Annotated in this window: 15 protein-coding genes; 14 read left to right on the top strand and 1 reads right to left on the bottom strand. The window is 62.9% G+C overall.

All coding sequences use genetic code 11. The features are described 5' to 3' along the window. The first annotated feature begins 16 nt into the window (after positions 1-16). From ACWUKX_RS02935 to ACWUKX_RS02915, 5 genes are all read left to right on the top strand, one after another. On the top strand, positions 17-1,171 hold the full coding sequence (locus tag ACWUKX_RS02935; protein ID WP_455849508.1) for an efflux RND transporter periplasmic adaptor subunit: 1,155 nt from the start codon (positions 17-19) through the stop codon (positions 1,169-1,171). 231 nt (positions 1,172-1,402) lie between these two features. Beyond that, complete coding sequence (locus ACWUKX_RS02930) at positions 1,403-2,140, top strand: GntR family transcriptional regulator (protein WP_456003674.1); 738 nt, start codon at positions 1,403-1,405, stop codon at positions 2,138-2,140. A gap of 59 nt (positions 2,141-2,199) precedes the next feature. Further along, the gene (locus tag ACWUKX_RS02925) at positions 2,200-3,306 is read left to right on the top strand and encodes a mandelate racemase/muconate lactonizing enzyme family protein (protein WP_456003671.1); all 1,107 of its coding nucleotides are present in this window, start codon (positions 2,200-2,202) and stop codon (positions 3,304-3,306) included. A gap of 348 nt (positions 3,307-3,654) precedes the next feature. Next, positions 3,655-4,977 carry an NAD(P)H-dependent oxidoreductase gene (locus ACWUKX_RS02920; RefSeq protein ID WP_456003669.1) on the top strand — a complete coding sequence of 441 codons (1,323 nt, stop codon included), beginning with the start codon at positions 3,655-3,657 and terminating at the stop codon, positions 4,975-4,977. A gap of 20 nt (positions 4,978-4,997) precedes the next feature. Then, the gene (locus tag ACWUKX_RS02915; protein WP_456003666.1) at positions 4,998-6,518 is read left to right on the top strand and encodes a xylulokinase; all 1,521 of its coding nucleotides are present in this window, start codon (positions 4,998-5,000) and stop codon (positions 6,516-6,518) included. A gap of 241 nt (positions 6,519-6,759) precedes the next feature. Here ACWUKX_RS02915 and ACWUKX_RS02910 read toward each other — a convergent pair whose 3' ends face one another. Then, positions 6,760-7,722: a sugar-binding transcriptional regulator gene (locus ACWUKX_RS02910; RefSeq protein ID WP_456003664.1), complete on the bottom strand. Its 963-nt coding sequence runs from the start codon at positions 7,720-7,722 to the stop codon at positions 6,760-6,762. Between the two features lie 432 nt (positions 7,723-8,154). Between ACWUKX_RS02910 and ACWUKX_RS02905 the strand changes: the two genes are divergently transcribed. The 9 genes from ACWUKX_RS02905 (at position 8,155) to ACWUKX_RS02865 (ending at position 22,410) form a co-directional block, all read left to right on the top strand. Beyond that, positions 8,155-9,165, top strand: a complete 1,011-nt coding sequence (locus tag ACWUKX_RS02905; RefSeq protein ID WP_095518214.1) for an ABC transporter permease — start codon at positions 8,155-8,157, stop codon at positions 9,163-9,165. Positions 9,166-9,280: 115 nt separating this feature from the next. Further along, positions 9,281-10,219, top strand: coding sequence for a sugar ABC transporter substrate-binding protein (locus tag ACWUKX_RS02900; RefSeq protein ID WP_029355391.1), 939 nt, complete (start codon positions 9,281-9,283; stop codon positions 10,217-10,219). 23 nt (positions 10,220-10,242) lie between these two features. Then, positions 10,243-11,745, top strand: coding sequence for a sugar ABC transporter ATP-binding protein (locus ACWUKX_RS02895; protein ID WP_456003661.1), 1,503 nt, complete (start codon positions 10,243-10,245; stop codon positions 11,743-11,745). A gap of 139 nt (positions 11,746-11,884) precedes the next feature. Then, the gene (locus ACWUKX_RS02890) at positions 11,885-12,649 is read left to right on the top strand and encodes an SDR family oxidoreductase (protein WP_455849517.1); all 765 of its coding nucleotides are present in this window, start codon (positions 11,885-11,887) and stop codon (positions 12,647-12,649) included. An 8-nt stretch (positions 12,650-12,657) separates the two neighbouring features. Continuing rightward, positions 12,658-13,443: an SDR family oxidoreductase gene (locus tag ACWUKX_RS02885; protein ID WP_456003659.1), complete on the top strand. Its 786-nt coding sequence runs from the start codon at positions 12,658-12,660 to the stop codon at positions 13,441-13,443. Positions 13,444-13,898: 455 nt separating this feature from the next. Then, entirely contained in the window at positions 13,899-14,873 is a 975-nt protein-coding gene (locus ACWUKX_RS02880; protein ID WP_456003656.1) for an ABC transporter substrate-binding protein, read from the top strand. Between the two features lie 75 nt (positions 14,874-14,948). Further along, the gene (locus ACWUKX_RS02875; RefSeq protein ID WP_456003654.1) at positions 14,949-16,034 is read left to right on the top strand and encodes a quaternary amine ABC transporter ATP-binding protein; all 1,086 of its coding nucleotides are present in this window, start codon (positions 14,949-14,951) and stop codon (positions 16,032-16,034) included. Further along, positions 16,031-18,013, top strand: a complete 1,983-nt coding sequence (locus tag ACWUKX_RS02870) for an ABC transporter permease (RefSeq protein WP_456003652.1) — start codon at positions 16,031-16,033, stop codon at positions 18,011-18,013. The genes ACWUKX_RS02875 and ACWUKX_RS02870 overlap by 4 nt, the downstream gene beginning before the upstream one ends. A 701-nt stretch (positions 18,014-18,714) precedes the next feature. Continuing rightward, positions 18,715-22,410 (top strand): hypothetical protein, encoded by a 3,696-nt coding sequence (locus tag ACWUKX_RS02865; RefSeq protein WP_456003650.1) that lies wholly within the window; start codon positions 18,715-18,717, stop codon positions 22,408-22,410. Positions 22,411-22,649: the final 239 nt, after the last annotated feature.

Below are 22,649 nucleotides of genomic sequence, written 5' to 3'. Positions count from 1 at the left end.
GATTGGAGAATTGATCATGCGTAAATGGAAAATTGCATTGGGAGCGGCCGTTGCCGTTGGGGCGATCTCGGTGGCCAGCGTTCACTTGCTCGACATGGGCAATTTCGGGCTCAACGCCGGTACGGCAGGAGCGGCAACGCCCGAACCCGCGGCGTTTGTCATGCCGGTGCCGGTGGTGAGCGTCGTCAAGAAGACGATCCCGATCTATCTCGACTATGCCGCCCGCACAGAGCCGATCCGCAGCATCACGCTGCAGGCGCGCGTACCGGGTTATCTGCAGGAGCAGGTCGCGCCCGACGGCAGCGATGTCAAGAAGGGCGACCTTCTCTACAAGATCGCTCCCGAGGATTTCCAGGCCGCCCTCGACCAGGCGAAGGCTCAGGTCCAGCGCGACGAAGCAACGCTCGACTATGCGCGTTCCAACCTTGGTCGCGGCACCGAGCTCGCCAAGAGCGGATACATCGCCAAGGATGCGTTCGACCAGCGCACCAGCAGCTTGCGCGAGGCCCAGGCCTCGCTCGCCGTGAACCAGGCGGCTGTGCGGACCGCCGAGCTCAATCTGAGCTATTCCGAAATCAAGGCGCCGTTCGCCGGGCGCGTCGGCCGCAACCAGGCCTCGGTCGGAACCCTGGTCAGCGTCGCCGGCACTGTGCTCAACACGCTGGTGCAACTCGACCCGATCTATGTCACCTTCAATCCGAGTGAAACGGATCTGGTGCAGATCGAGGAAGCCCGCGCGGCGGGGCCCGTCGATGTCGACGTCCTGCTTCCCGGCGATACGGAGCCGCGCCAGAGAGGTCAGCTCACCTTCATCGACAACACGGTCGATCGTTCGACCGGCACCATCACCGCACGGGCGACGATCGGCAATGCCAAGTTCACACTGCTGCCGGGCCAATATGTTCGCGTCAGGCTGCACATCAAGCAGCAGCCCGATGCACTGATGGTGCCGCAGACGGCGTTGGGATCGAGCCAGCTCGGCAAATACCTCTACGTCGTCGGCAAGGACAACACTGTCGACCAGCGCATCGTTTCGCTCGGGCCGACCAATGGCGATCTGGTGGCCATCTCGAGCGGCGTATCGGAAGGCGACCAGGTGATAACAGGCAATCTGCAGAAGATCGGCCCTGGAATGCCTGTCTCGCCGCTGCCAGAGAAACCGGCCACCTGATACCCCCCATCAGGCCCGGTCCAGCGGCGCCCCCGGCTTTGCCGAGGGCGCCGTTTTGCTGAAGCAGTTCGACAAGCCGGCGACATCGGCGCGATCGGCCGCGGGCATGAACGCGCAATAGGGATCGGAGAGCCGGACCGAAATCTGCCCGAAACCGGGAAATCCATAGATACCTCTTGTTGGATTGTCGACAATCTGCTTCTCTGCTTCCGGCACCTTGTGGAGTTGAGGATGGGGAAGCTGGATTTTGCTCCGATCGCGGACACGACAAGACGCGCCGAGATCGTGGCGTTGCTTCGGCGTGCAATCCTGACCGGCCAGCTGGAACCCGGGCAGAAACTCAACGAACTCAGGATTGCCGAGCAGATGCGGGTGAGCCGCGCACCGCTGCGCGAAGCGATGCGTGAGCTGGTCCAGGAAGGCATCCTGACCAGCATTCCTTACGCCGGAACCTTCGTCATTGATGTGACCGCCAAGGACATCGACGACGCCTATTCGCTCAACAAGGTTCTGGATGAGTTCGCCATCGAACTGACTTGGCCGCTTCGTGACCAGCGGTTTTTCGACGAGCTTGACCGGCGCCACGAGGCGGTGAAGCAGGCGACGCGCGACCGCGACACCACAAGGCAGATCGAAACGGCGCTGCAATTGCACGGCCTGATCCACGAATGGGCCGACAATTCGGTTCTGCTCGAGACCTGGCAGCGACTGACCAGCCGGCTGCAGATGTATTTCGCCCTGCATCAGCGGGCGCGCAAAGAGCTGGTGCCTGACGAAGACATCCACGAGACCTATGTGCGGTTGCTGAAAGGCGCCGACATGCGCGCCGCACAAAGCCACGCCCGCGAGCATATCGGCCTCGACTTCGAAGAACTGCTCGCCTATGCGCGCAGCCTCGAACAGCGCGACTCCAAGGGCGCCAAGGCCGATCGCGCTGGCCCGACGCGCAACCGGCCGGACGGCAGCTGAGCCGACAGAAGCCGCCAATTTCGGCTTCGTCAGGACATCACAGACAACGGACAGAGAAATTGCAGATCAAAACCATCAAGGCCTACCATGTCGTGCAGCCCTTCGTGGACGGGCCCTATCGTATGTCCAAGGGTCGTGTCGCCGACGCGTTCGACGCGGTGATCGTCGCCATCACCGCCGACAGCGGGCTGACCGGCTGGGGCGAGATGGCGCCGCTCGGCAATTTCTACTCGCCGGCATTCGCGGCCGGCACTCGCGCCGGCGTCATCGAAATCGCGCCGCATCTGCTCGGCCACGATCCCCGAGCCTTGGCCAGTATCGGCAGGCTGATGGACACGGTGTTCAAGGGCCATCCCTACATCAAGTCGGCGCTCGACATGGCATGCTCGGATCTCGCGGCACGCGCCGCCGACATACCGCTGGTAACGCTGCTCGGCGGGCGCGAGAGCGAGACGGCAGAACTATACAAGGTCGTTACCCATGGCACGGTCGATGCGATGGCCGCACTTGCCAAGCGCATCGTCAAGGACGGGTTTCACCGGCTGCAGGTCAAGGTCGGCGGCAACGTCCATGACGACATCGAGCGCGTCACCGCGGTCGCCGCTTCGGTGCCGAAGGGCACCGTCATCTTCTGCGACGCCAATGCCGGCTGGACGCCCTATCAGGCGCGCCAGTTCACTGACGCGACGCGTGCCATCGACTACACGTTCGAGCAGCCCTGCACCACGATCGATGAATGCATGTCGGTGCGCCGCTCGCTCGACAAGCCGATGGTGCTGGACGAATCCGTCGCCTCGCTGCACGACATGCTCGACATCCACCGCAAGGGCGCGGCCGACGGGCTGACGCTGAAGATCTCGCGGCTCGGCGGCGTGACCAAGACGCGCCAGATCCGCGACCTTGCCGTCGATCTCGGCTTCATGATCACCGTCGAAGACACCGGCGGCGCCGAGATCGACACATCAGCCATGGCGCATCTGTCGCTGTCGACGCCGGAGGAGCGCCGGCTGCACGCCATTGCCTTCCACGAATGGGTGACGGTGCGCACCGCATCGAACATGCCGCCGGTCTCGGGAAGCCGCATGGGCATTCCGGACGGGCCGGGCCTCGGCATCGACGTCGTTCCCGACCTGCTTGGCGCGCCCTTCTTCGAGGTCGGCAGCTAAGATACTGGAATGCGCCGATCGGGCATGCCGGTTGGCGTTACCTGTCGCGCGCTTCGTCGTTAGCGATAGACGCACCGGCAGCTGAGCCGCCATGAAGCAGCTTATCGCCGCACTTGCTCGCTTGCGAGAAGCGATGTCTCGGTCATCGCGGTCTGCATCCCTAGAGATCACCGCCTTCTGCTCCCTAGCTGACCGCGCAGCCAAGCAGCATGCCAAGGGCGCACAATCGAATCACACAATTTTGGAAAGAAGGCTGCCGAATTGCAGGTTGAAATATTTTTCATTTAGAAATAGGAATGTTCAAAATGACTTGGAGGCCGCGGCGCGGCAAGAGCTGGAGGAAGCGACATGGCCCATCCGCAATTTGCAGCGGAACTTTTGCAACGCGCTGAAAAGCAGGGGCCGATCACCATCGGGCTTGCCGGCGCCGGGCAGATGGGCACCGACATCGTCGTCCAGGTGGCGTTGATGCCGGGCATGCGGATCGGCGCCATTTCCGAGGTCAGGCCGCAGGCGGCGATCGATGCAGCGCTGCTCGCCGGCCACGACCGCTCGGACATCGTCCACGCCGGCAATGCAGCTGATATCGACCGCGCCATCGAGGCCGGCAAGATCGCGGTGACCGAAGATTTGCATGCGCTGGCTTCCGCCGGCCGTATCGACGTCATCATCGACGCGACAGGCAATCCCAACATCGGCACGCTGTTCGCGCTCGAAGTGATGAAGAACGGCAAGCATATCGTGATGCTCAACGTCGAAGCCGACATCACCATCGGCCGCTTTCTCAAGGAGGAGGCGCGCAAGGCGGGCGTCGTCTATACGGGTGCGGCCGGCGACGAGCCGGCCTGCACGCTGGAGATCATCGGCTTTGCCAAGAGCCTCGGCTTCAACATCATCGCCGCCGGCAAGGGCAAGAACAATCCGCTGAAGATCGACGCCATGCCGGCCGATTACGAGAAGGAGGCGGCCGAGCGCAACATGAATGCGCGCATGCTGGTCGAATTCGTCGACGGCTCGAAGACGGCGATCGAGATGGTGGCGATCGCCAATGCCACTGGCCTGGTGCCCGACGTGCCCGGCATGCACGGCCCGACCGCGACGCTGGAGGAGCTCGCCAGCGTGCTTTGCCCGCGCGAGGATGGCGGCGTGCTGCATCGCAAGGGAGTGGTCGACTATTCGATCGGCAAGGGCGTGGCGCCCGGCGTGTTCTGCATCATCGAGACCCGGCATCCGCGCGTGCTGGAGCGCATGATCGACCTCAAGGTCGGCAAGGGCCCCTATTTCACGATCTTCCGCCCCTATCATTTGACCAGCCTGGAAGTGCCGCTGTCGGCGGCGCGCGCCGTGGTCTACAAGCGCGCCGACATGGAGCCGCTCGACCATCCGGTCGCCGAGGCGGTGGCGGTTGCCAAGAGCGACCTTGGCCTTGGCCAGTCGCTCGGCATGATCGGCGAGAACGACTATCGCGGCTTCGCCATGACCTGGGAGGACGCGCGCGCCCGCGGCGCCCTGCCGCTCGGCCTCGCCGAGCGGGCCAAGGTGGTCAAGCCGGTCAAGACAGGCGATTTCCTCACCTACGAAAACTGTGTACCCGACGATTCGATGGTGATAACCCAGATCCGCCGTCGTCTCGACCAGTCGGACGGACGGTTCGTTACAAACGCCGCCTGAATCCGCTGGATTTCCACCTGATGGACGATGTCGTAATCGGGATCGACGCCTCGACGACGGCCGTGAAGGCGATCGCTTTCACGCGCGATGGCGAGGAACTGTTCCAGGCGCGCGAAGCCTATCCGCTTTCAAATCCCAAGCCCGGCCATTTCGAGCAGGATGCCGAACATTGGTGGACCGCGCTGCTCGGTGCATTGAAGCAGGTCACTGAGGCGGTGGGCGCTTCGCGAGTGGCGGCGATCTCCATCGCCCACCAGCGCGAGACCTTCACCCTGATCGATCACGCCGGCAAGCCGCTTATTCCGGCGATCCTGTGGCTGGACGAGCGCGCGCGCCCGCAAGTTATCAGGCTTTCGGCTGAGCTCGGCCGCGAGACGATCCGCGACTGGAGCGGCAAGCCGCCAGACCCGACGCCCGCGCTCTATGCGATCGCCTGGCTGGCCGAACACCAGCCGCAAACGCTCGACGACGCAGCCGCACTCGTCGACGTGCATGGCTTCTTCGTCCACCGGCTGACCGCACATCTGGTCACCAGCACGGCAAGTGCGGATCCGCTCGGGCTGCTCGACGTCAGGAATGGCACTTGGCACCCTGAGCTCGTTACCGCCGCAGGACTCCGGCCGGACCAGTTGCCGGAACTGGTCGCGCCGGGCGCAATCTGCGGCGGACTTGTCGAAAGTGCGGCACGGCTGACCGGCCTGAAGGCCGGCACGCCTGTTGTCGCCGGCGCCGGCGACGGCCAGGCGATGGGCCTCGGCATGGGCGTTCACGCCGAAGGCAAAAGCTATCTCTCGCTTGGCTCGGGCATCGTCAGCGGCTGTTATTCCGGTAAGATCACGACGTCGAACGCGTTTCGAACGCTGGTCTCGCCGACCGGTTCGGGCTTCATGTTGGAGACCGTGCTGCGCTCGGGCATGCAACTGGTCGACTGGATCGTTCGCACGACCGGCTCGCCGTCGGCCGCAGCGCTGGAGAAGGCGGCGGTCGACGTTTCCGCCGGCAGCGAGGGCCTGCTTGTCATGCCCTATTGGGCCGGTGTCATGAGCCCCTACTGGGACGGCGCGGCGAGAGGCGCCATTGTCGGTCTGTCGCTGGACCATGAGCCGAAGCACCTTTTTCGAGCGGTTCTGGAAGGCATCGCCTTCGAGCAGGCCATCGCCAGCGAAGCAATGGAAACTCAAGCCGGCGGCAAACCGGCGGCTGTGATAGCTGCCGGCGGCGGCACCAACTGCGCCCTGCTGATGCGGATCATGGCAAGCGTGCTCGAGCGGCCGCTCTCCGTCTCGCCGGTCAACGAAGCCGCAGCGCTCGGCGCCGCCATGCTGGCGGCCTCCGCCATCGGATGGTTTCCCTCGCCGGAGACCGCGGCTGAGGCGATGGCCGCGCCGCCAACCAGGCATGTCGAGCCGGTCGACGGGCTGATCTCCGGTTATCGCGCGCGCAAGGCGATCTACCGCGACCTTTATCGGGCGACGCGCGACATCCATGCCCGCCTCGACGCGCTAAGCGAGGTTAACCCGCAATTCTCACACTCCATGTAGCCTGCGTTGCTCTTTCGGCGCGGCAGATACGGTGTCGGGCGGCGGAAAGCGTATAGAGACATACGGTTGAGCCGCCCGACACCGTAGGTGCCCGCCGAAAGGCAACCCGAAGGGCCGGTTGAAGAAGCCGGCAGGCTGTGTCGCCGCGCTTGCCCGATGGGACCGCATCGCTCTGCGCGCGGCTCCTACCCTGCCGGCTTCTTCAACCGGCGCAGGCCACATCGAGTGTGAGAATTGCGGGTTATCGGTTGAGCAGGCCCTTGGCCGCATCCTCGTCGGTGATCAAAACCGATATTTTGGTGTTGGCGAGCGCCGCCCGCATGATGGCAATTTTTTCCTGCCCTCCCGAGACCAGGATGATGGCCGGGATGTCCGACAGGTCCTGCAGCGGATAGGCGCAGACCCGGCGGTTGACCTCATGGTCGACGAGCCGGCCCTCGGCGTCGATGAAATGGCATAAAATATCACCAACTGCGCCGGCCTCCTGCAATTCCTCGAGTTCGCTGGGCTTGATGAAGCCGTAATTGGCGATCGGGCTGTCGTTGGAAAATGATCCGACGCTGAGCACGGCGATGTTTGCCCGGCGCGCGCGGAAGACAACGTCCTGAACGCTGCGCTGGCTCATGAAGGCTTCGCGCTGCTCCGGCCTGTCGGCATAGACCGGTACCGGCAGCAGAAAGCACTCCGCACCGATCTTTTCGGCGAATTCCCAGGCGCTCTCGGTCGGGTTGAGCGGCTGGGCATGGGTGAGGCCGCCCAGCATGGAAACCACCGTCGTCCTGGCGATCGGCCGCCGCGGCAATTCGTTGATGGCGAATTTCAGCGTCCTCCCCCAGCCAAGTGCGATGACATCGCCGGCATTCACATTGTCGGCCAGATAGGCGCCCGCGGCGTGGCCGATCATCAGCGGCGTGTTGGTTCGGTCGGCGGCCGACGGCACCACAACCGCCTGGCTCAGTCCGAAACGCTGCTTCAGAGCCTCTTCCAGCACCAAGCATTCGACCACGCTGTCGCGGATTCGGAACTGGACGACGCCCTCCTCACGCGCGGCGGACAGGATGCGATGCACCTTGATGCGACCGATCCCGAGGATCTCCGAAATCCTCTCTTGCGTCAGCCCCTCGACATAATAGTGCCAAGCGGCACGTGCCTTAAGCTCGGCATCCGGGAAGCGCGAGGCCTTGTCATTCTCCGTCATCGCCATCTTTTTGCCCTCCCGCGGTCGTCCGAATCCTTAAATGCCATTCAAGTGGCGTATCCCACCAAGCGCCACGAAATCGTTCTCGTGCCCAGGATTCAAGATTTATGACATCGACAGGATGTCGTCTACAACGCGAGATGAAAGCCAAAATGGTGAACATTTACTTTGTCTTGGCCGTCGCGGCCTGCTCAAGCAGCCGAAACGAAGTCGCAGGATGAGAGCGGACCTGAAACGCGGCATTTCATGCCCTTTCGTAAGGCAAACCGGCTGGCGGCGCAAACCGGCGCGGAATGATGCGGCGGGCCTTGACAATTTTCCGACGAACAGTTTAGCTGAACAAAATTGTATATCAAAGATAAATTGTTCACAGGGAGGTGCCTGGTGAGCAAGAGTGAGCCGACGACGCATCGCCGGATCGCTGATGGAGGAGACAAAATGGCTCTGAGCAACGGTGCAAGCGAGTTAAAGGCCGGCCCAGGTGCGCAGGCCGCGGCGGGCGCGAAGCTTTCGGCGCTGTTCGCCGGGACCATGGGACCGCTGATCGGGCTGGTGCTGCTGTGCCTTGCGCTGTCGCTGACCACCGACACGTTCCTGACCGTCCGCAACATCCTCAACGTGCTCGACCAGGTCACCGTGCTCGGCATCATGGCGATCGGCATGACGCTGGTCATCCTGATCGGCGGCATCGACCTGTCCGTCGGCTCCGTGCTGGCGCTCGCCGCCATGGTGATGGGGTTCGTCGCCCATCCCGACCATCTCAATCTCGGCATGCCCGCCGGCATCGTCACAGCGCTTGTCGTTGCTGGACTTTGCGGGCTGGTTTCAGGCCTGCTCGTGACCGTCACCAAGCTGCCGCCCTTCATCGCCACGCTGGCCATGATGTCGGTGGCCCGCGGTCTCGCCAACATGATCACCGACGGCTCGCAGATCATCGGCTTCCCCGACTGGTTCACTAGCCTGTCGATCATCCGCCATTTTGGCTTCCTGTCGGTCACCGTCGGCTTGATGATCGTTCTGGCGATCATCTTCGCAATCTTCCTCAACTATCGCGCGACCGGTCGCAGCCTCTACGCGATCGGCGGCAGCGCCGAAGTCGCCAGGCTGTCCGGCATACCGGTCAAATCGCTGACCAACTGGGTCTATGCGATCTGCGGCGTGCTGGCCGGGCTTGCCGGCATCGTGCTTGCGGCACGGCTCGATTCCGTCCAGCCGAGCTCCGGCTTCGGCTACGAACTGGACACGATCGCGGCGGTGGTGATCGGCGGCGCCAGCCTGTCGGGCGGCGTCGGCTCGATCGGCGGCACCGCCATCGGCGTGCTCATCATCGGCGTGCTGCGCAACGGTCTGAACCTGCTCGGCGTGTCGCCCTTCATCCAGCAGGTGGTGATCGGCGTGGTGATCGCGCTGGCGGTGGCCACGGATACGTGGCGGCGCAGAACGCAATGAAGAATTCGCCAGGGTGTCCGGGCGAAAACGGATCGGTGATCCGAACTGGGAGTTGTTCGGCCAAGGGCGCCGTGATGCGCCGGCAGAACAGATTGAACATCAACGGAGGAAACACATGCTGACCAAACGTTCATTGCTGCTTGCTGCCGCGGCCGTCATTCCGCTGCTCGGACTGTCCGAGATGGCGTCGGCCAAGGAGGCCAAGAAGCTTGGCCTTGCCGTCGCCAATCTGCAGGCCGATTTCTTCAACCAGATCAAGCAGTCCGTCGAAGCCTACGGCAAGGAAAAGGGCATCGAAATCATCACCGTCGACGCCAAGGGCGATTCGGCGACCCAGGTCAGCCAGGTGCAGGACCTGATCACGCAGAACATCGATGCGCTGATCTACATCCCGGCCGGCGCCACCGCCGCCACCGTGCCGACCAAGACGGCCAAGGCTGCCGGTATCCCGGTCATCAATGTCGACCGCAATGCCGAGGGCGCACCCGGCGACACCTTCATCGCCACCAACAGCGTGGCATCGGCCAAGGCGGTCTGCGACTACATCGCCAAGCAGGCCGGCGGCAAAGGCGAGCTGATCATCATCCATGGCCAGAAAGGCACGACGCCCGAGGTCGACCGGTCGAAGGGCTGCGGCGAAGCGCTGAGCGGCTATCCCGACATCAAGGTGGTCGGCGAGCTGTGGAGCGAAGGCTGGCATCAGGACGAAGGCTTCAAGCTGACGCAGGACCTGCTGCAGTCGCATCCCGACGTGTCGATCGTCATCGGCCAGGCCGATGCGCTGGCGCTCGGTGCCGCGCAGGCGGTCAAGGTCGCCAATCCCGGCCACAAGGTCTGGGTTGCCGGCTTCGACGGCGACGTGGCGGCGCTCAAGGCACTGAAGGGCGGCGTCTTCGACGTAACCGCGACGCAGCAGACACAAGGCATGGGCCGGCTTGCCGTCGACGCGGCGATCAAACTGGTGGCCGGCGAAACCGTTCCCGCAGAACAGCTGCAGGACGCGACGCTGACCACCAAGGACAATGTCGACCAGTTCATCGCCAAGCATCCCTGACAATCGGTAACGGAACGATGGCCTTGGATCTCAGCCATACGCAGACCCCGCATCTGGGGCTCTTCGTCAGCGGCCTCTGCAAGAGCTATGGACCGGTCCAGGTCCTGGCCGATGCGAGCTTCGAAGTGCGGCCGGGAGAAGTCGTGGCGCTGCTTGGAGAAAATGGCGCGGGCAAGTCCACCGTTTCGAACATCATCGCCGGGTCGACCAAACCCGATGCCGGCAGCATCACATGGCGGGGGAAACCCTATTCCCCCGCCTCTCCCGCCGCGGCCATCGACGCCGGTGTCGGCATGATCCACCAGGAACTGAAGCTGCTGCCGGATCTTTCGGTCGCCGAGAACGTCTATGTCGGACGCCTGCCGATGCGCGGCGGCCGCATCGACCGCGCGGCTATGAATGCGCGGGCATCGGCCCAACTGAAGCGCCTCGGCCTCGATGTTTCGCCGGATCGCAAGGTGCGCACGCTGCGCATCGCCGCCCAGCAACAGGTCGAGATCGCCAAGGCACTGACGCTCAATGCCGAGCTTCTGATCTTCGACGAACCGACAGCAGCGCTTGGCAGCGAAGAAACGGAACTGTTGTTCCAGCAGATCCGCAAGCTCAAGGCGGAAGGCATGTCCTTCATCTATATCAGCCACCGGCTGGACGAGATCGCTGAGATTGCCGACCGCGTGGTGGTGATGCGCGACGGGCGCATCGTCGCCCGGCACGAGCGCGCCGACATTCCGGTGCGCACCGTGGTCGAGCAGATGGTCGGCCGCAGCGTCGAGCGGATGTTCCCGCCGCTCTCGGAACCGGGCAGCGAGACGTTGCTCGAAGTCGAGAACCTGTCCTCGCCGGAACGCAGTTTTCAGAATGTCAGCTTCTCGGTGCGGACCGGCGAAATCCTTGGCATCGCCGGGCTGATCGGCGCCGGCCGCACGGAACTGGTGCGGGCGATCGCCGGCGCCGATCCGATTTCGTCGGGGTCGGTGCGCGTCGCCGGCAAACCGGTGCACCTCAATGGCCCGGCGGCGGCGATCAAGGCCGGCGTCGTGCTGGTGCCGGAAGACCGCAAGGCGCAAGGCGTGGTGCTCGACCAGACCATCGGCGAGAATCTGGCAATCGGCAATTTCGACCATGTCGCGCCGAATGGCTGGGTGTTTCCGAAGGCGGTGCAGAAATTCGCCGAGGCCGGCATAAGCCGGCTCGGCGTCAAGGGCCGGCCTAACCAGGCGATCAGCAAGCTCTCCGGCGGCAACCAGCAGAAGGTAATTATCGCCAAATGGATTTCTCGGCCGCCCAAGGTGTTCATCCTGGACGAGCCGACACGCGGCATCGATGTCGGCGCCCGCGCCGCGATCTACGATGTCATCGCCGACCTCGCCCGCTCCGGAATGGCGGTGGTGGTGGTGAGCTCCGACCTCGAGGAAGTGCTCGGCCTGTCGCATCGCGTGCTGGTGCTGAGCCGTGGCCGCCAGCGCGGCATTCTCGATCGCAGCGAAGCAAGCAACGTCGCCGTCATGGAGCTCGCCACAAGCTAGGACGTAACCGGCGATCGGGGAATCGGAACAAAGCGCAGCAGGTGGTATTCTCCCAAGCACCGGACCGCGCGGGGCGCCAGCCGAGGCTGGCGCCCCTTCATTCCTAGGCAGCACCGGCGGCTCAACAGGAAACATTTCGATGAAACTATTCGATCTTCATGGGGACGTTGCCATCGTCACCGGCGCTGGCAGCGGCATCGGGCAAGCAATCGCCATCGGCCTGGCCGAGGCCGGCGCCAATATCGCCTGTTTCGGCCATGCCTCGAAAGGCGGGCTGGACGAGACGGCGCACAGGATCTCGGAGCTTGGCCGCAAGGCACTGGTGCTGACCGGCACGGTGACTTCAGAGGCAGATCTCGCGACGGCGATCGAACGCACTGAAACGGAACTGGGCGCGCTGACCATCGCCGTCAACAATGCCGGCGTCGCCGCGGCCGAGCCGGCCGAGACGCTTTCGCTGGAGAAATGGCAGAAGCTCTATGACGTCAATGTCAGCGGCGTGTTCTTGTCGTGCCAGGCCGAAGCGCGGGCAATGCTGACGCGGCGCAAGGGCTCGATCGTCAACATCGCGTCGATGTCGGGCTCGATCGTCAATCGCGGCCTGACCCAGGCGCATTACAATTCGTCGAAGGCCGCCGTCATCCATATGTCTAAGAGCCTCGCCATGGAATGGGCCGATCGCGGCCTGCGCGTTAACGTCGTCAGCCCCGGCTACACGCTGACGCCGATGAACAAGCGGCCGGAGGTCGCCGACCAGGTCAGGATCTTCGAGCGCGACACGCCGATGGGGCGCATGGCGGCGCCGGAGGAGATGGTCGGCCCGACCGTGTTCCTGGCCAGCCGGGCTTCGAGTTTCGTCACCGGCATCGATCTGATCGTCGATGGCGGCTTCGTCTGCTGGTAGGAGAAAAAATGCAGAGGCGATTCCAGGGTAAGACGGCGGTCATCACGGGCGCCAGCGGCGGCATCGGTGCGGCGATGGCCAGGCGCTTTGCGGCGGAAGGTGCTGCGGTCGTCGTCAGCGCCATCGACCCGCGCGTCGACGAAGTCGCCGCCGGAATGAAGGCGGAAGGCGCCAGGGTCGCATCGCTGCGCATGGACGTGACGAAGAAGGACGAGGTCGCCGCCCTCTACGATCTGGCCGAGCAGCAGTTCGGCCGTGTCGACATCTCCGTGCAGAATGCCGGCGTCATCACCATCGCCAGGATCGAGGCGATGACCGAGGACGAATGGGACAGGGTGATGGCGGTCAACACCAAGGGCGTGTTCCTGTGCTGCCAGGAGGCGATCGCGCGCATCCGCAAGCATGGCGACGGTGGCAGGCTGATCAACACCGCATCCGGCCAGGCTCGCCAGGGCTTCATCTACACGCCGCACTACGCCGCCTCGAAATTCGGCGTCGTCGGCATCACCCAGAGCCTCGCCAAGGAAGTGGCGAAGGAGAAGATCACCGTCAACGCGATCTGCCCCGGCATCATCGACACCGACATGTGGGCCTACAACGATGCGGCATGGGGCAGACTGATGGGCGACTACAAGCCGGGCGAACTGATGGCCGAATGGGTCAGGAATATCCCGATGGGCCGCGCCGGCAGCGGCGAGGATGTTTCCGGGCTGGTCAGCTTTCTGGCCAGCAACGACGCCGCCTACATCACCGGCCAGACCATCAATGTCGATGGCGGCCTGATCATGTCGTGAGGATACTCGGACGACAGTGCGCCCGTTCGAATTTCACAATTGCTTGAGCATCGGATTATCCGAAAACCGCTTCACACTTTTCGGCCCGATGCTCTGGCCGCATTAGTCGTTGCGCGACATGAACGTTGGTATATATAATTTCATCCCATGAAAATGGCTTCGGTTACTGCCGACAGTCGACATCCTGGGACCTTGATGGCTCGCAAGCTTGAGGGCGCCGCACAACCGGCGATCGATCCGCGGATCACTGCTTCGGCAGCACGGCAGCCATGACGCGGTCCCGTCCCGCACGACATCTTCATCGAATTGGGCATCATTCGTCTGCGCCTACTTAGCGCCGACAGCAATTTGGTGCCAATGGACTTGCGCAATGACCGGCTTTTCCAACACAATCAAAAAAGACGCAAGAAGGGAACGAACGATAACTTCCACCAGAGCTTGACAGGAGAACAGGCATGTCACTGCGGAGTATGATTTCGAGACTATCAATGGGAGCCTTAACACTTGCCGCGGCAAGTGCACTCGCGCCTTCGGCCCAGGCTGCGGCGCCAGAATCCAATGATCCGATCAAGATCGCGCTGTTCGACTGGACCAGCGTCAATCTGAACGCCAAGATCCTCGGCGGCATTCTTGAAAAGCTCGGATACACGGTCGAGTACCCGACCGCCGACTATCTCTCCAGCCTGACCACCGGCCTCACCAATGGCGATCTCGCTGTCGCTCTGGAATTCTGGGACACGACTGCCGGCGAAGCCATGAAGGCCTCGGATGCGACCGGGCAGACCGAACGGCTCGGTAAGCTCGGGCCCAAGGCCAAGGAAGAATGGTGGTATCCCGAATACATGAAGGAGAAATGCCCGGGCCTGCCGAACTGGGAGGCGCTGAAGGACCCGAAATGCGCCGAAGCCTTCTCGACGGCGGAAACGGCGCCGAACGGCCGCTACCTCGGTGGCCCGGTGACATGGGAGGGTTTTGACGACGAGCGTGCCGCGGCGCTGAAGCTGCCCTTCACCGTCATCCATGCCGGCACCGACGCCGCGATGTTCGCCGAGCTGGATTCGGCCTACCAGCGCAAGGCGCCGATCATGCTGTGGGTCTATTCGCCACATTGGGCGCCGGCCAAATACAAGGGCGAATGGGTCGAATTCCCCGACTATACGCCGGAGTGCTACAACGACCCGAAGTGGGGCGTAAACCCTGAAGCGAAATATGACTGCGGCAAGCCGCATGGCGAGATCTGGAAATATTCCTGGGCCGGCATGAAGGACAAATGGCCGGTCGCCTACAAGGTCGCGAAAAACTACACGGTCGACACGGACGAGCTCAACAAGATGAGCGGCGAGATCGATCTCGAAGGCAAGACGCCAGAAGAAGTCGCCGCTGCCTGGATCGCCGCCCACGAAGCCGACTGGAAGGCCTGGGCCGAGTGATCGTTCCAACTGGAAACCGCGAGACCCGATCATTCATGGCCGGGTCTCTATTCCATATTCCAGAAGGACGACTGCATGGCCGATAGGACTGAACAGTTGCTACAAGCAGCAGGCACGCCAAAGGATGCCCGCCCGATAAAACTTGCCTGCTACAATGTCTGGAAGCTGTTCGGGGCGAACGCGGCCAATTTTATCCGCCAGCGTGACGGCAAGGCCAGCATGGCGGAAGTCGCCGCGGCCGGGCTGGTCGGCGCGGTGCGCGCCGTCGACCTCGAGATCCGCCAGGGCGAGATCTTCATCATCATGGGCCTGTCCGGCTCCGGCAAATCGACGCTGGTGCGCTGCATGTCGCGGCTGGTCGAGCCGACGCATGGCAAGGTCGAATTCGAGGGCAAGAACCTTCTCAAGATTTCCGATGCCGCGCTGATCGAGCTGCGGCGTCACCGCATGGGGATGGTGTTTCAGAATTTTGCCCTGCTGCCGCATCTGAACGTGCTGGAGAACATCGCCTTTCCCCTGGGCATCCAAGGACAGGACCGGCCGACGCGCGAAGCACGTGCACGCGAGGTCATCGAGCTTGTCGGCTTGCGCGGTCGCGAGCATTTCTATCCGCGCGAGCTTTCCGGCGGCCAGCAGCAGCGTGTCGGCATCGCCCGCAGCCTCGCCACCAAGCCGGAAATCTGGTTTCTCGACGAGCCGTTCTCAGCACTCGATCCGCTGATCCGCCGTGAGATGCAGGACGAGCTGATGCGGCTGCAGACCATGCTGCACAAGACCATCGTCTTCATCACCCATGATTTCGACGAGGCCATCCGGCTGGCCGACCGCATCGCCATCATGAAGGACGGCGAGGTCATCCAGATCGGCACGCCGGAAGAGCTGGTGGTCAATCCGGCGACCGACTATGTCGCCGAATTCACCCGCGACGTCGACCGCGCCAAGGTGATCTCGGCGCGACGCCTGATGCGCGCCTGCGACGGCACCGAGCATGGCGGCGTGGTCGCGCCGGATGCCAAGATATCAAGTTTTTCGGCAAGCATAGTCTCGGCCGGCAAGCCGTTCGCGGTGGTCAACGGCACCGGCAAGCCGATTGGCGAGGTCACGCCGCAAGCCGTGATCGATCTTCTGGCCGGGATCGAGCGTCGCGGGGCTAGCGCATGACGGTGACGGCAAGCACCAGCGAGGCGAGATCGCGGCCGATTCAGATCTGGCTGGTGGTCTGGGCCTGCGCCTTTGCCGCCGTGCTTGCCGTGTTCCTGCTACAATATAGGCTGCCCTGGGCAGTCAACTATCCGACCGGCGCTATCGTTCCCGTCGCCGACTGGGTCAGCGCGCTGATGAACCTGATAAAGTCGAACTTCTCCTGGCTGACGCGGTCGATCACCGCGGCGCTCGGCGTGCCGCTCGATTTCGCGCTCAATCTGCTTGCCAAGAATTTCAAGATCGGCCGTGGCGCGGATATGGTCGTCCTGCCGCGCCTGTCATGGGTCGGCGTCTGCATTGCTGCATTCCTGGCCGGCCGCGCCGCCGGCGGCTGGAAGCTCGGCGCGCTGGTCGGCGGCTGTTTCCTCTACATCGCGCTGTTCGGCCAATGGACCAGCGCAATGCTTACGCTCGGGCTGATCTCCATCGCCGTGCCGTTCTGCATCGTCACCGGATTGTTCGTCGGCATCTGGGCGTGGCGCAAGCCATGGGCTGAGAGGCTGTTGATCTCTCCTGCCCTCGATCTGATGCAGACCATCCCAACCTTCGCCTATCTGATCCCGATGCTTCTTTTGTTCGGCAACAGTCCGGTTTCGGCGATGATCGCGACGGCCATTTTCGCGACGCCGCCAATGGTGCGCGCGACGATGCTGGGACTGTCGCGGGTGCCGTCCGAGATCGACGATTTCAGCGAGATGGCCGGCTGCACGGCGCGCCAGAAACTGTGGCGCGTGCTTTTGCCGTCGGCGCGTCCAGCGCTGATGGTCGGCGTCAACCAGGTCATCATGCTGGCGCTCAATATGGTGATTATCGCTTCGATGATCGGCGCCGGCGGCCTCGGCTACGACGTGCTTTTGGCGCTGCGCGCGCTGAAGGTCGGCGAGGCAATGGAAGCCGGCCTTGCCATCGTCGCGCTGGCAATCGCGCTCGACCGGCTGAGCCAGGCGATCGCGCGCAATCACGCGCAAGGCCATGTTTATCAGGAGGTGAGCCCGAGCTTCTGGCGCCGCTGCCCCAATCTGACGCTGGCCATCGCCGTCCTTGCCGTCACGACGCTGCTTGGCCTGTCTGTGCCGGCCTTCGCGGCGGTGCCGAAAGCGATCACTTTCACCACCGCCCCGATGTGGAAGACAGCGGTGAGCTGGATCACGATCAACTTCTTCGACACGATCGAAGCGTTTCGCGTGGCGCTGATCCTCAATGTGCTGAACCCGGTGCGCGCCTTCTGCGAGGGCTTCCCGTGGCTAGGCGCGGTGTTCCTGCTTGGCCTTGCCGGTTACCAACTCGGCGGCCTGCGCCTCGCCGTCCTGGTCGCCGCGCTGACCATCTTCTGCGCGGTGACCGGCCTGTGGGAAAAGACCATGGCGACGGTCTATCTGTGCGGCATCTCGGCCTTCATCGCTTGCCTGATCGGCATCCCGATCGGGCTGATGGCTTCGCGCAGCGACCGCGTCGAGAAGGTCGTCACGCCGGTCATCGACACGCTGCAGGTGCTGCCGTCGTTCTGCTTCATCATTCCAGTGGTGATGCTGTTTCGCGTCGGCGACGTGACGGCGATGATCGCCACGGTCGCCTTCGCCGTGGTGCCTGCCATTCGCTACACCAATTACGGCCTCCGGCAGGTGCCGCCGGCACTGATCGAGGCGGCAAAGGTGTCGGGCTGCACCAAGCGCCAGACGTTCCTGCGCGTGCAGCTGCCGCTGGCGTTGCCCGAGATCATGCTTGGCGTCAACCAGACGATCCTGATGGCGCTGGCGATGATCATCATCTGCGCCATGGTTGGCACGCGCGATCTCGGCCAGGAAGTGTTCATTGCGCTGTCCAAGGCCGATTCCGGCCGCGGCATCGTCGCCGGCCTGGCCATCGCCTTCATCGGCATCATCGCCGACCGGCTGTTCAACGCCTGGACGGCGAAGGCACGGGCAAGGCTGGGATAGCCGGAAAATAGAGGGTCGCGCGCCCCGCGAAACGGCAGCTTGCACAGAAGCTGTCGTTGCCAAGCTGATCGCAAAAATGTCTGCATCAGGGCCGCTTGCGGATCGTCTGGTTTCGGCAAAACCTGGGAAGAAGCGGACGTTCATTCCCCATGGACAGATCGGGCGATGTAAGCGCTGCAAGCTTCGGCGATAGGAACATCTCTCAACGAAGCTTCTGGATAAGCGCGTGGATCCGCTCGACCGCACCTTCTGCATCCCCGACCAACGCCACATTCAGATGCGCTACGAACGCTTCGTCAAAAGCGCATGTTGTTGATAGGGAACCCGTCAGCGCGACAAGTAATAAGGAGCCGTGTGTCTGACACGCAGCTCAGCTCGGTCGTAAGCTTGGATCAATTTGCCATCGATCGTCGCGGCACCGTCGTAGCCTATTTGCTCGATGGCGGCCGCGTCGCGAAGCAGGGCGAGAATATACTTAAAGAGCTATGCAGAATCTCAATTAATGCTTTACCAGCATCGGGTTTTGAGCTCGCCAAGGTAGCGACCGTCTGCTCAGAGTCCGTCGGGGATGGCAGCAGCCGGCTTTGCAAGGGCAGCAATGTCTCAGGTAGCAGTCATCTTGCTTGGGCGACCGCACTCAGCTTGGCAGGTGCGTCGCCTTGTAAGTTGTTACCGTTCTCTCACCGAAGCGAGAGGCATCGATGTCGGATCTCCTGAACCCCAGGCTGTCGAATTTCGCCCAACTTGTTCGGATACCTGAGCGGCTCAAACTGCCCCCACTCCTGTCACCGCTCGATCTAGAGGGCGACGACTACACTTTCGAGTTGCCATACCGACAACTCAGCGTCTTTGCGCGGCGGTATGAGAATAGTGAGGCACTCGCGTCGATGCCGGTCTACGCGATCGCCTCGTTGGGTGATCTGGACGCGGTGCCCACTCCGGTGCCGCCGACTGAGGAGAATCCGGATCCCGACTCCATTCCGGTTCCCGTCGTCCACCGACCACTGGGCTTACTCGGCACGGATCACGTCGGGTATGCCTCGTTCGACCTGGATGTGCTGAGGACGCAGGACACCATTGGCGCGCTTCGCGCGGCAAAAATCCTGAAGCCTGGCGTGGAGACCCGGATCGGGCTCCGGAACCTCTGGGTGTTCCCGTTCGCCGACCCCGTTCTGATCGTGGACGCGCTACGCGACGGCGACATTGGGCCTAACGTCATCGCTCTTCGAATCGAGCTCGACAACGCCCGGCTTGCCGATCGGGAACTAAACCACCCGATGGCCTCCATGCAGAACCCCAATATACTCGACTGGAGGTTGTCGCCCGGCTCGTTCACGCTTTCAGGGGCGTTGCTCGTCGGCGCCGATGGCTGCGAATCGCTTCTTCCGAGCAATCTTTCGACCCAGCGATTCCGTTTCTCGCAGGTCGCGCGAGTGCCACGGGCGCAATGGTCTATGACGCACGAAACGCGAGAAGAGAGTGAGGATCGAGAGGGCCGCAGCATCACTGTCTCGATCTGGACCGAGCGCTACCGGCTCGGGCGGATTTTCGAGTACACCACGGAGTGGTTCCAGATCGGACACTCGCTGGGACCGCTCGTCTACAGCCTTCCTCTAGCGCCCGGCGAGATCGTCAAGGTCGCTGTCCTCGACTGGTCGAGGAGCGACGCGGGGACGCGGGACGAGCAGACTTCTCTGTCGGAGACACTTCAGCACGACCAACTGCGCGACCGTTCTCTCACCGAATCCGTTCATGCGGTGCTCGAAGAATGGCAGCGCGGGGGCTCGGTTATGGGAGGCGCTGCTGGAAGCGGAGCCTTCGGAGCGGGCAACATGGGTATCGGTGGAGCGGCGTCTCTCGGCGGTGCCTACACGACGTCTTCTGGCTCACGGGACCTTACTGCAGAGACGGCTCAACGCATCTCGGACTCTTTCCACCAAGCGACATCCGCACTTCGCGAGCTTCGCTCGACAGTTGTTGTCCAGACGGAGCAGGCCGAGTCCAGCTCGGCGCAGACGCGAACGGTGGCGAACTACAACCACAGCCACGCCCTCACCATCCTGTACTACGAAGTCCTCCGCCACTACCGGGTGGTGACCAGGCTAGCACGGAACCAACCTGCGCTTTTGATCGACTATACGCCCTACCGTTTCAACTTTAAGGATGAGGGCCAACTGCTGGCGTTCAGGCGAGAGCTGGAGGCGATTCTGCTCGACAGCCGACTCATCGGCTGTTTCGACGCTTTGGGGCGAGTCATGGCTGGACGGGCGGCCTTCGAGGCTGCCAAGAAGGCACCGAAGCCATCCGCGCCGGGAGATGTCTGGTTCGATCGCTTCACGATTACCATCTCCACTGGAGGGGACGGCGGAGGAGGAACCGACGGCGACCCCTACGTGGACTTCTACCTGACTGATGGCACGGGCATCTGGAGTCATCAGATTGAACCTAACGATAGCAGCAACCCGCGCCATCTCGGCCATCCCGGATACGATGATTTCGAGGATGGGGACGTTGATTCATATGGGCTCAAGCCGTTGCAGCCCATTCAGTGGAACAAGCTCCGGGGATTCGTGATCGGTCTTGATGGCGGCGGAGACTGGCGAATCAATCACGTAAAGCTGGAGGGCTTCACGCTGGTCGGCGACCGTATCCAGCTCTACGACGCCGGTTATGGGAAAGACCTCCCGGACGACACGAAAACAACCGAGTTCTTGACCGCCAAACCGCCGCCGGGACCACCGGCGCCCGTTATCGAGGCATTCGTGAATGCCGCAGATCTACAAACAGTGGATCTTCTGACGCGTCATCTTGAGGCCCATCGCCACTACTACCAGAGGGTGCTCTGGCTGTTGGAAGACCCCAACGCCCGCGCGGCTCGCTTTGAGGCACTGGCTCTCAATGGCGTGCCTGTGCTGGACATCATTGAAAACCGGGCAGTCGAGATCAGCGGGGACTGGGTCGCGTTCCCAATCGCTGTTGCGGCAGAAGGCCAGGTTCATCGGGCGATGGAGTTCCGCGACGAGCCAGTTCCAGACCCCACCGATACGTTCGTCGAGCAGTTGCTGACGCTGCCGTCGCGCGGTGTATTTGCAGAGGCCAAGCTCGGGAACTGCAACGCGTCGGAGTTGATCGATAACGACCGGTTCTGGGATTGGCAGAAGTCGCCCATCCCGCACCAGGCACCCGATATCCTGCCGGTCGACACTGGTTCGAGGGCGGCAACCGTCCCCGGACTCACTCCCACGGAGTTCCCCAACAGCCTTGTCAACATCGTCAATCCTGGCGCGCTTCCAGATCCAACCGGCCTCGCAAGTGCGATGAAAGTCCTTGGCACGCCGGGCATCTTTCGCGACATGTCGGCGGCCGAAGAACTCGGCAGCCTGCTGGAAAAGCTGTCGGACAACGCCACCTCGCTTGCCTCGGAAGGCCTGAAGAGCGGGAAACGTCAGGATCTCCTTCGCGAAATCCGTGCTGCCGACGAACTGAGTGCGGCCAAGAAGGCGGGTCTCATCGAGGACCTGTTCAAGAAGGAGATCGGTGTCCAGCCGAAGGCACCGGCGGCCAACGGAAGCAATAGCGGCGGGCAGCCCAGCGGCGGATCGGGAACTACGAGCGGCTCGTCCAGCGCTTCCGGCGGGGGGCCATCTCAAGTGGCGCCCGAGACAACGGCCGGTACAGGAGGAAGTACAGTGCCGACTGTGGAGCCCCCGAAGCCCAAGCCGAGCAATCCGTCCAAGCCCAAGCTTCCCACGCCCACCCCGCCGTCACGCGGTCTTGGTTTCCATCTGAATTTCCAACGAGCCCAGGTCTCCACGACCGCCGTAGGGACCGCGAACGTCACCGTCCGAGCATCCGGCCCAGGGGGCGGAGTGCTGCCTGGCTCAGGAGGATACATCCCTGGGGTAACGACTGGAGCTCCGACAGCCGAGCAGGCAAAGGCGCTGCCCGAGACTTGGACGGAGCAGCCATTCACCGACGGCGGCCTGGTCCTGCGTTCGGCTCACACGACAGGCGGGGGGCAGATTTCGATCACCGCTGTCTACAAGATACCCATCGTGAATAAGGAGAATCTCATCTCTGGGGTCCAGCTCGCTTCCGATGCCTTGCACATCGTGAACTATGAGCAGGGGACACTCACGTGCCACAATTCGGTGTCCTACGCCGCCCCTGCCCAGGGGGACATCGTGCGTTTGAAGGTGACTCCGCATGTGGTGCCTGTGATCATCACCTTCGGAAGCTCCAAGGAGTTTCAGGAAGAGTTGGCCAGCAAGGTCGGCGGCAACGCCATCGTTACTGCCGAAATCTCAGGCTCCATGACCAGCGGCTCCGGTTCAAGTACCAGCCGGACGATTACCCTCGCTTACCTGACAGGAGGACTGAGCATCGTTCCCGAGTGACGCGTGGTGCTGTTCCAGACTTTGGCGTGACCAGCATCGGGAGTCAGGCGAGACCGCACTCCCGCCATTGTTATTCGCTTCAAAGACCTCTCGGTGGTCTGCTGGTGGGAGCTGCCGTGGGCGTCTCTCCGGACCTTCGCCAAGGCGCGTCGGCTCAACCAGGGGTTCGGTCGAGAGATAGGTGGGCAAGGCGCGTTCCACTGACACGTGCCCTTCCGCCTATGGCCCGGCGGATTCCT

This window comes from Mesorhizobium sp. f-mel (assembly GCF_053850215.1).
The sequence above is the reverse complement of the archived record's forward strand: the minus strand, read 5'-3'. Positions and strand labels throughout refer to the sequence as shown.

What these genes read in the sequence shown, in the direction of transcription:
- ACWUKX_RS02935 (WP_455849508.1), top strand. Translation starts at nt 17, where the DNA reads ATGCGTAAATGGAAAATTGCATTGGGAGCGGCCGTTGCCGTTGGGGCG.
- ACWUKX_RS02930 (WP_456003674.1), top strand. Translation starts at nt 1,403, where the DNA reads ATGGGGAAGCTGGATTTTGCTCCGATCGCGGACACGACAAGACGCGCC.
- ACWUKX_RS02920 (WP_456003669.1), top strand. Translation starts at nt 3,655, where the DNA reads ATGGCCCATCCGCAATTTGCAGCGGAACTTTTGCAACGCGCTGAAAAG.
- ACWUKX_RS02915 (WP_456003666.1), top strand. Translation starts at nt 4,998, where the DNA reads ATGGACGATGTCGTAATCGGGATCGACGCCTCGACGACGGCCGTGAAG.
- ACWUKX_RS02910 (WP_456003664.1), bottom strand. Translation starts at nt 7,722, where the DNA reads ATGGCGATGACGGAGAATGACAAGGCCTCGCGCTTCCCGGATGCCGAG.
- ACWUKX_RS02905 (WP_095518214.1), top strand. Translation starts at nt 8,155, where the DNA reads ATGGCTCTGAGCAACGGTGCAAGCGAGTTAAAGGCCGGCCCAGGTGCG.
- ACWUKX_RS02900 (WP_029355391.1), top strand. Translation starts at nt 9,281, where the DNA reads ATGCTGACCAAACGTTCATTGCTGCTTGCTGCCGCGGCCGTCATTCCG.
- ACWUKX_RS02890 (WP_455849517.1), top strand. Translation starts at nt 11,885, where the DNA reads ATGAAACTATTCGATCTTCATGGGGACGTTGCCATCGTCACCGGCGCT.
- ACWUKX_RS02885 (WP_456003659.1), top strand. Translation starts at nt 12,658, where the DNA reads ATGCAGAGGCGATTCCAGGGTAAGACGGCGGTCATCACGGGCGCCAGC.
- ACWUKX_RS02880 (WP_456003656.1), top strand. Translation starts at nt 13,899, where the DNA reads ATGTCACTGCGGAGTATGATTTCGAGACTATCAATGGGAGCCTTAACA.
- ACWUKX_RS02875 (WP_456003654.1), top strand. Translation starts at nt 14,949, where the DNA reads ATGGCCGATAGGACTGAACAGTTGCTACAAGCAGCAGGCACGCCAAAG.
- ACWUKX_RS02870 (WP_456003652.1), top strand. Translation starts at nt 16,031, where the DNA reads ATGACGGTGACGGCAAGCACCAGCGAGGCGAGATCGCGGCCGATTCAG.
- ACWUKX_RS02865 (WP_456003650.1), top strand. Translation starts at nt 18,715, where the DNA reads ATGTCGGATCTCCTGAACCCCAGGCTGTCGAATTTCGCCCAACTTGTT.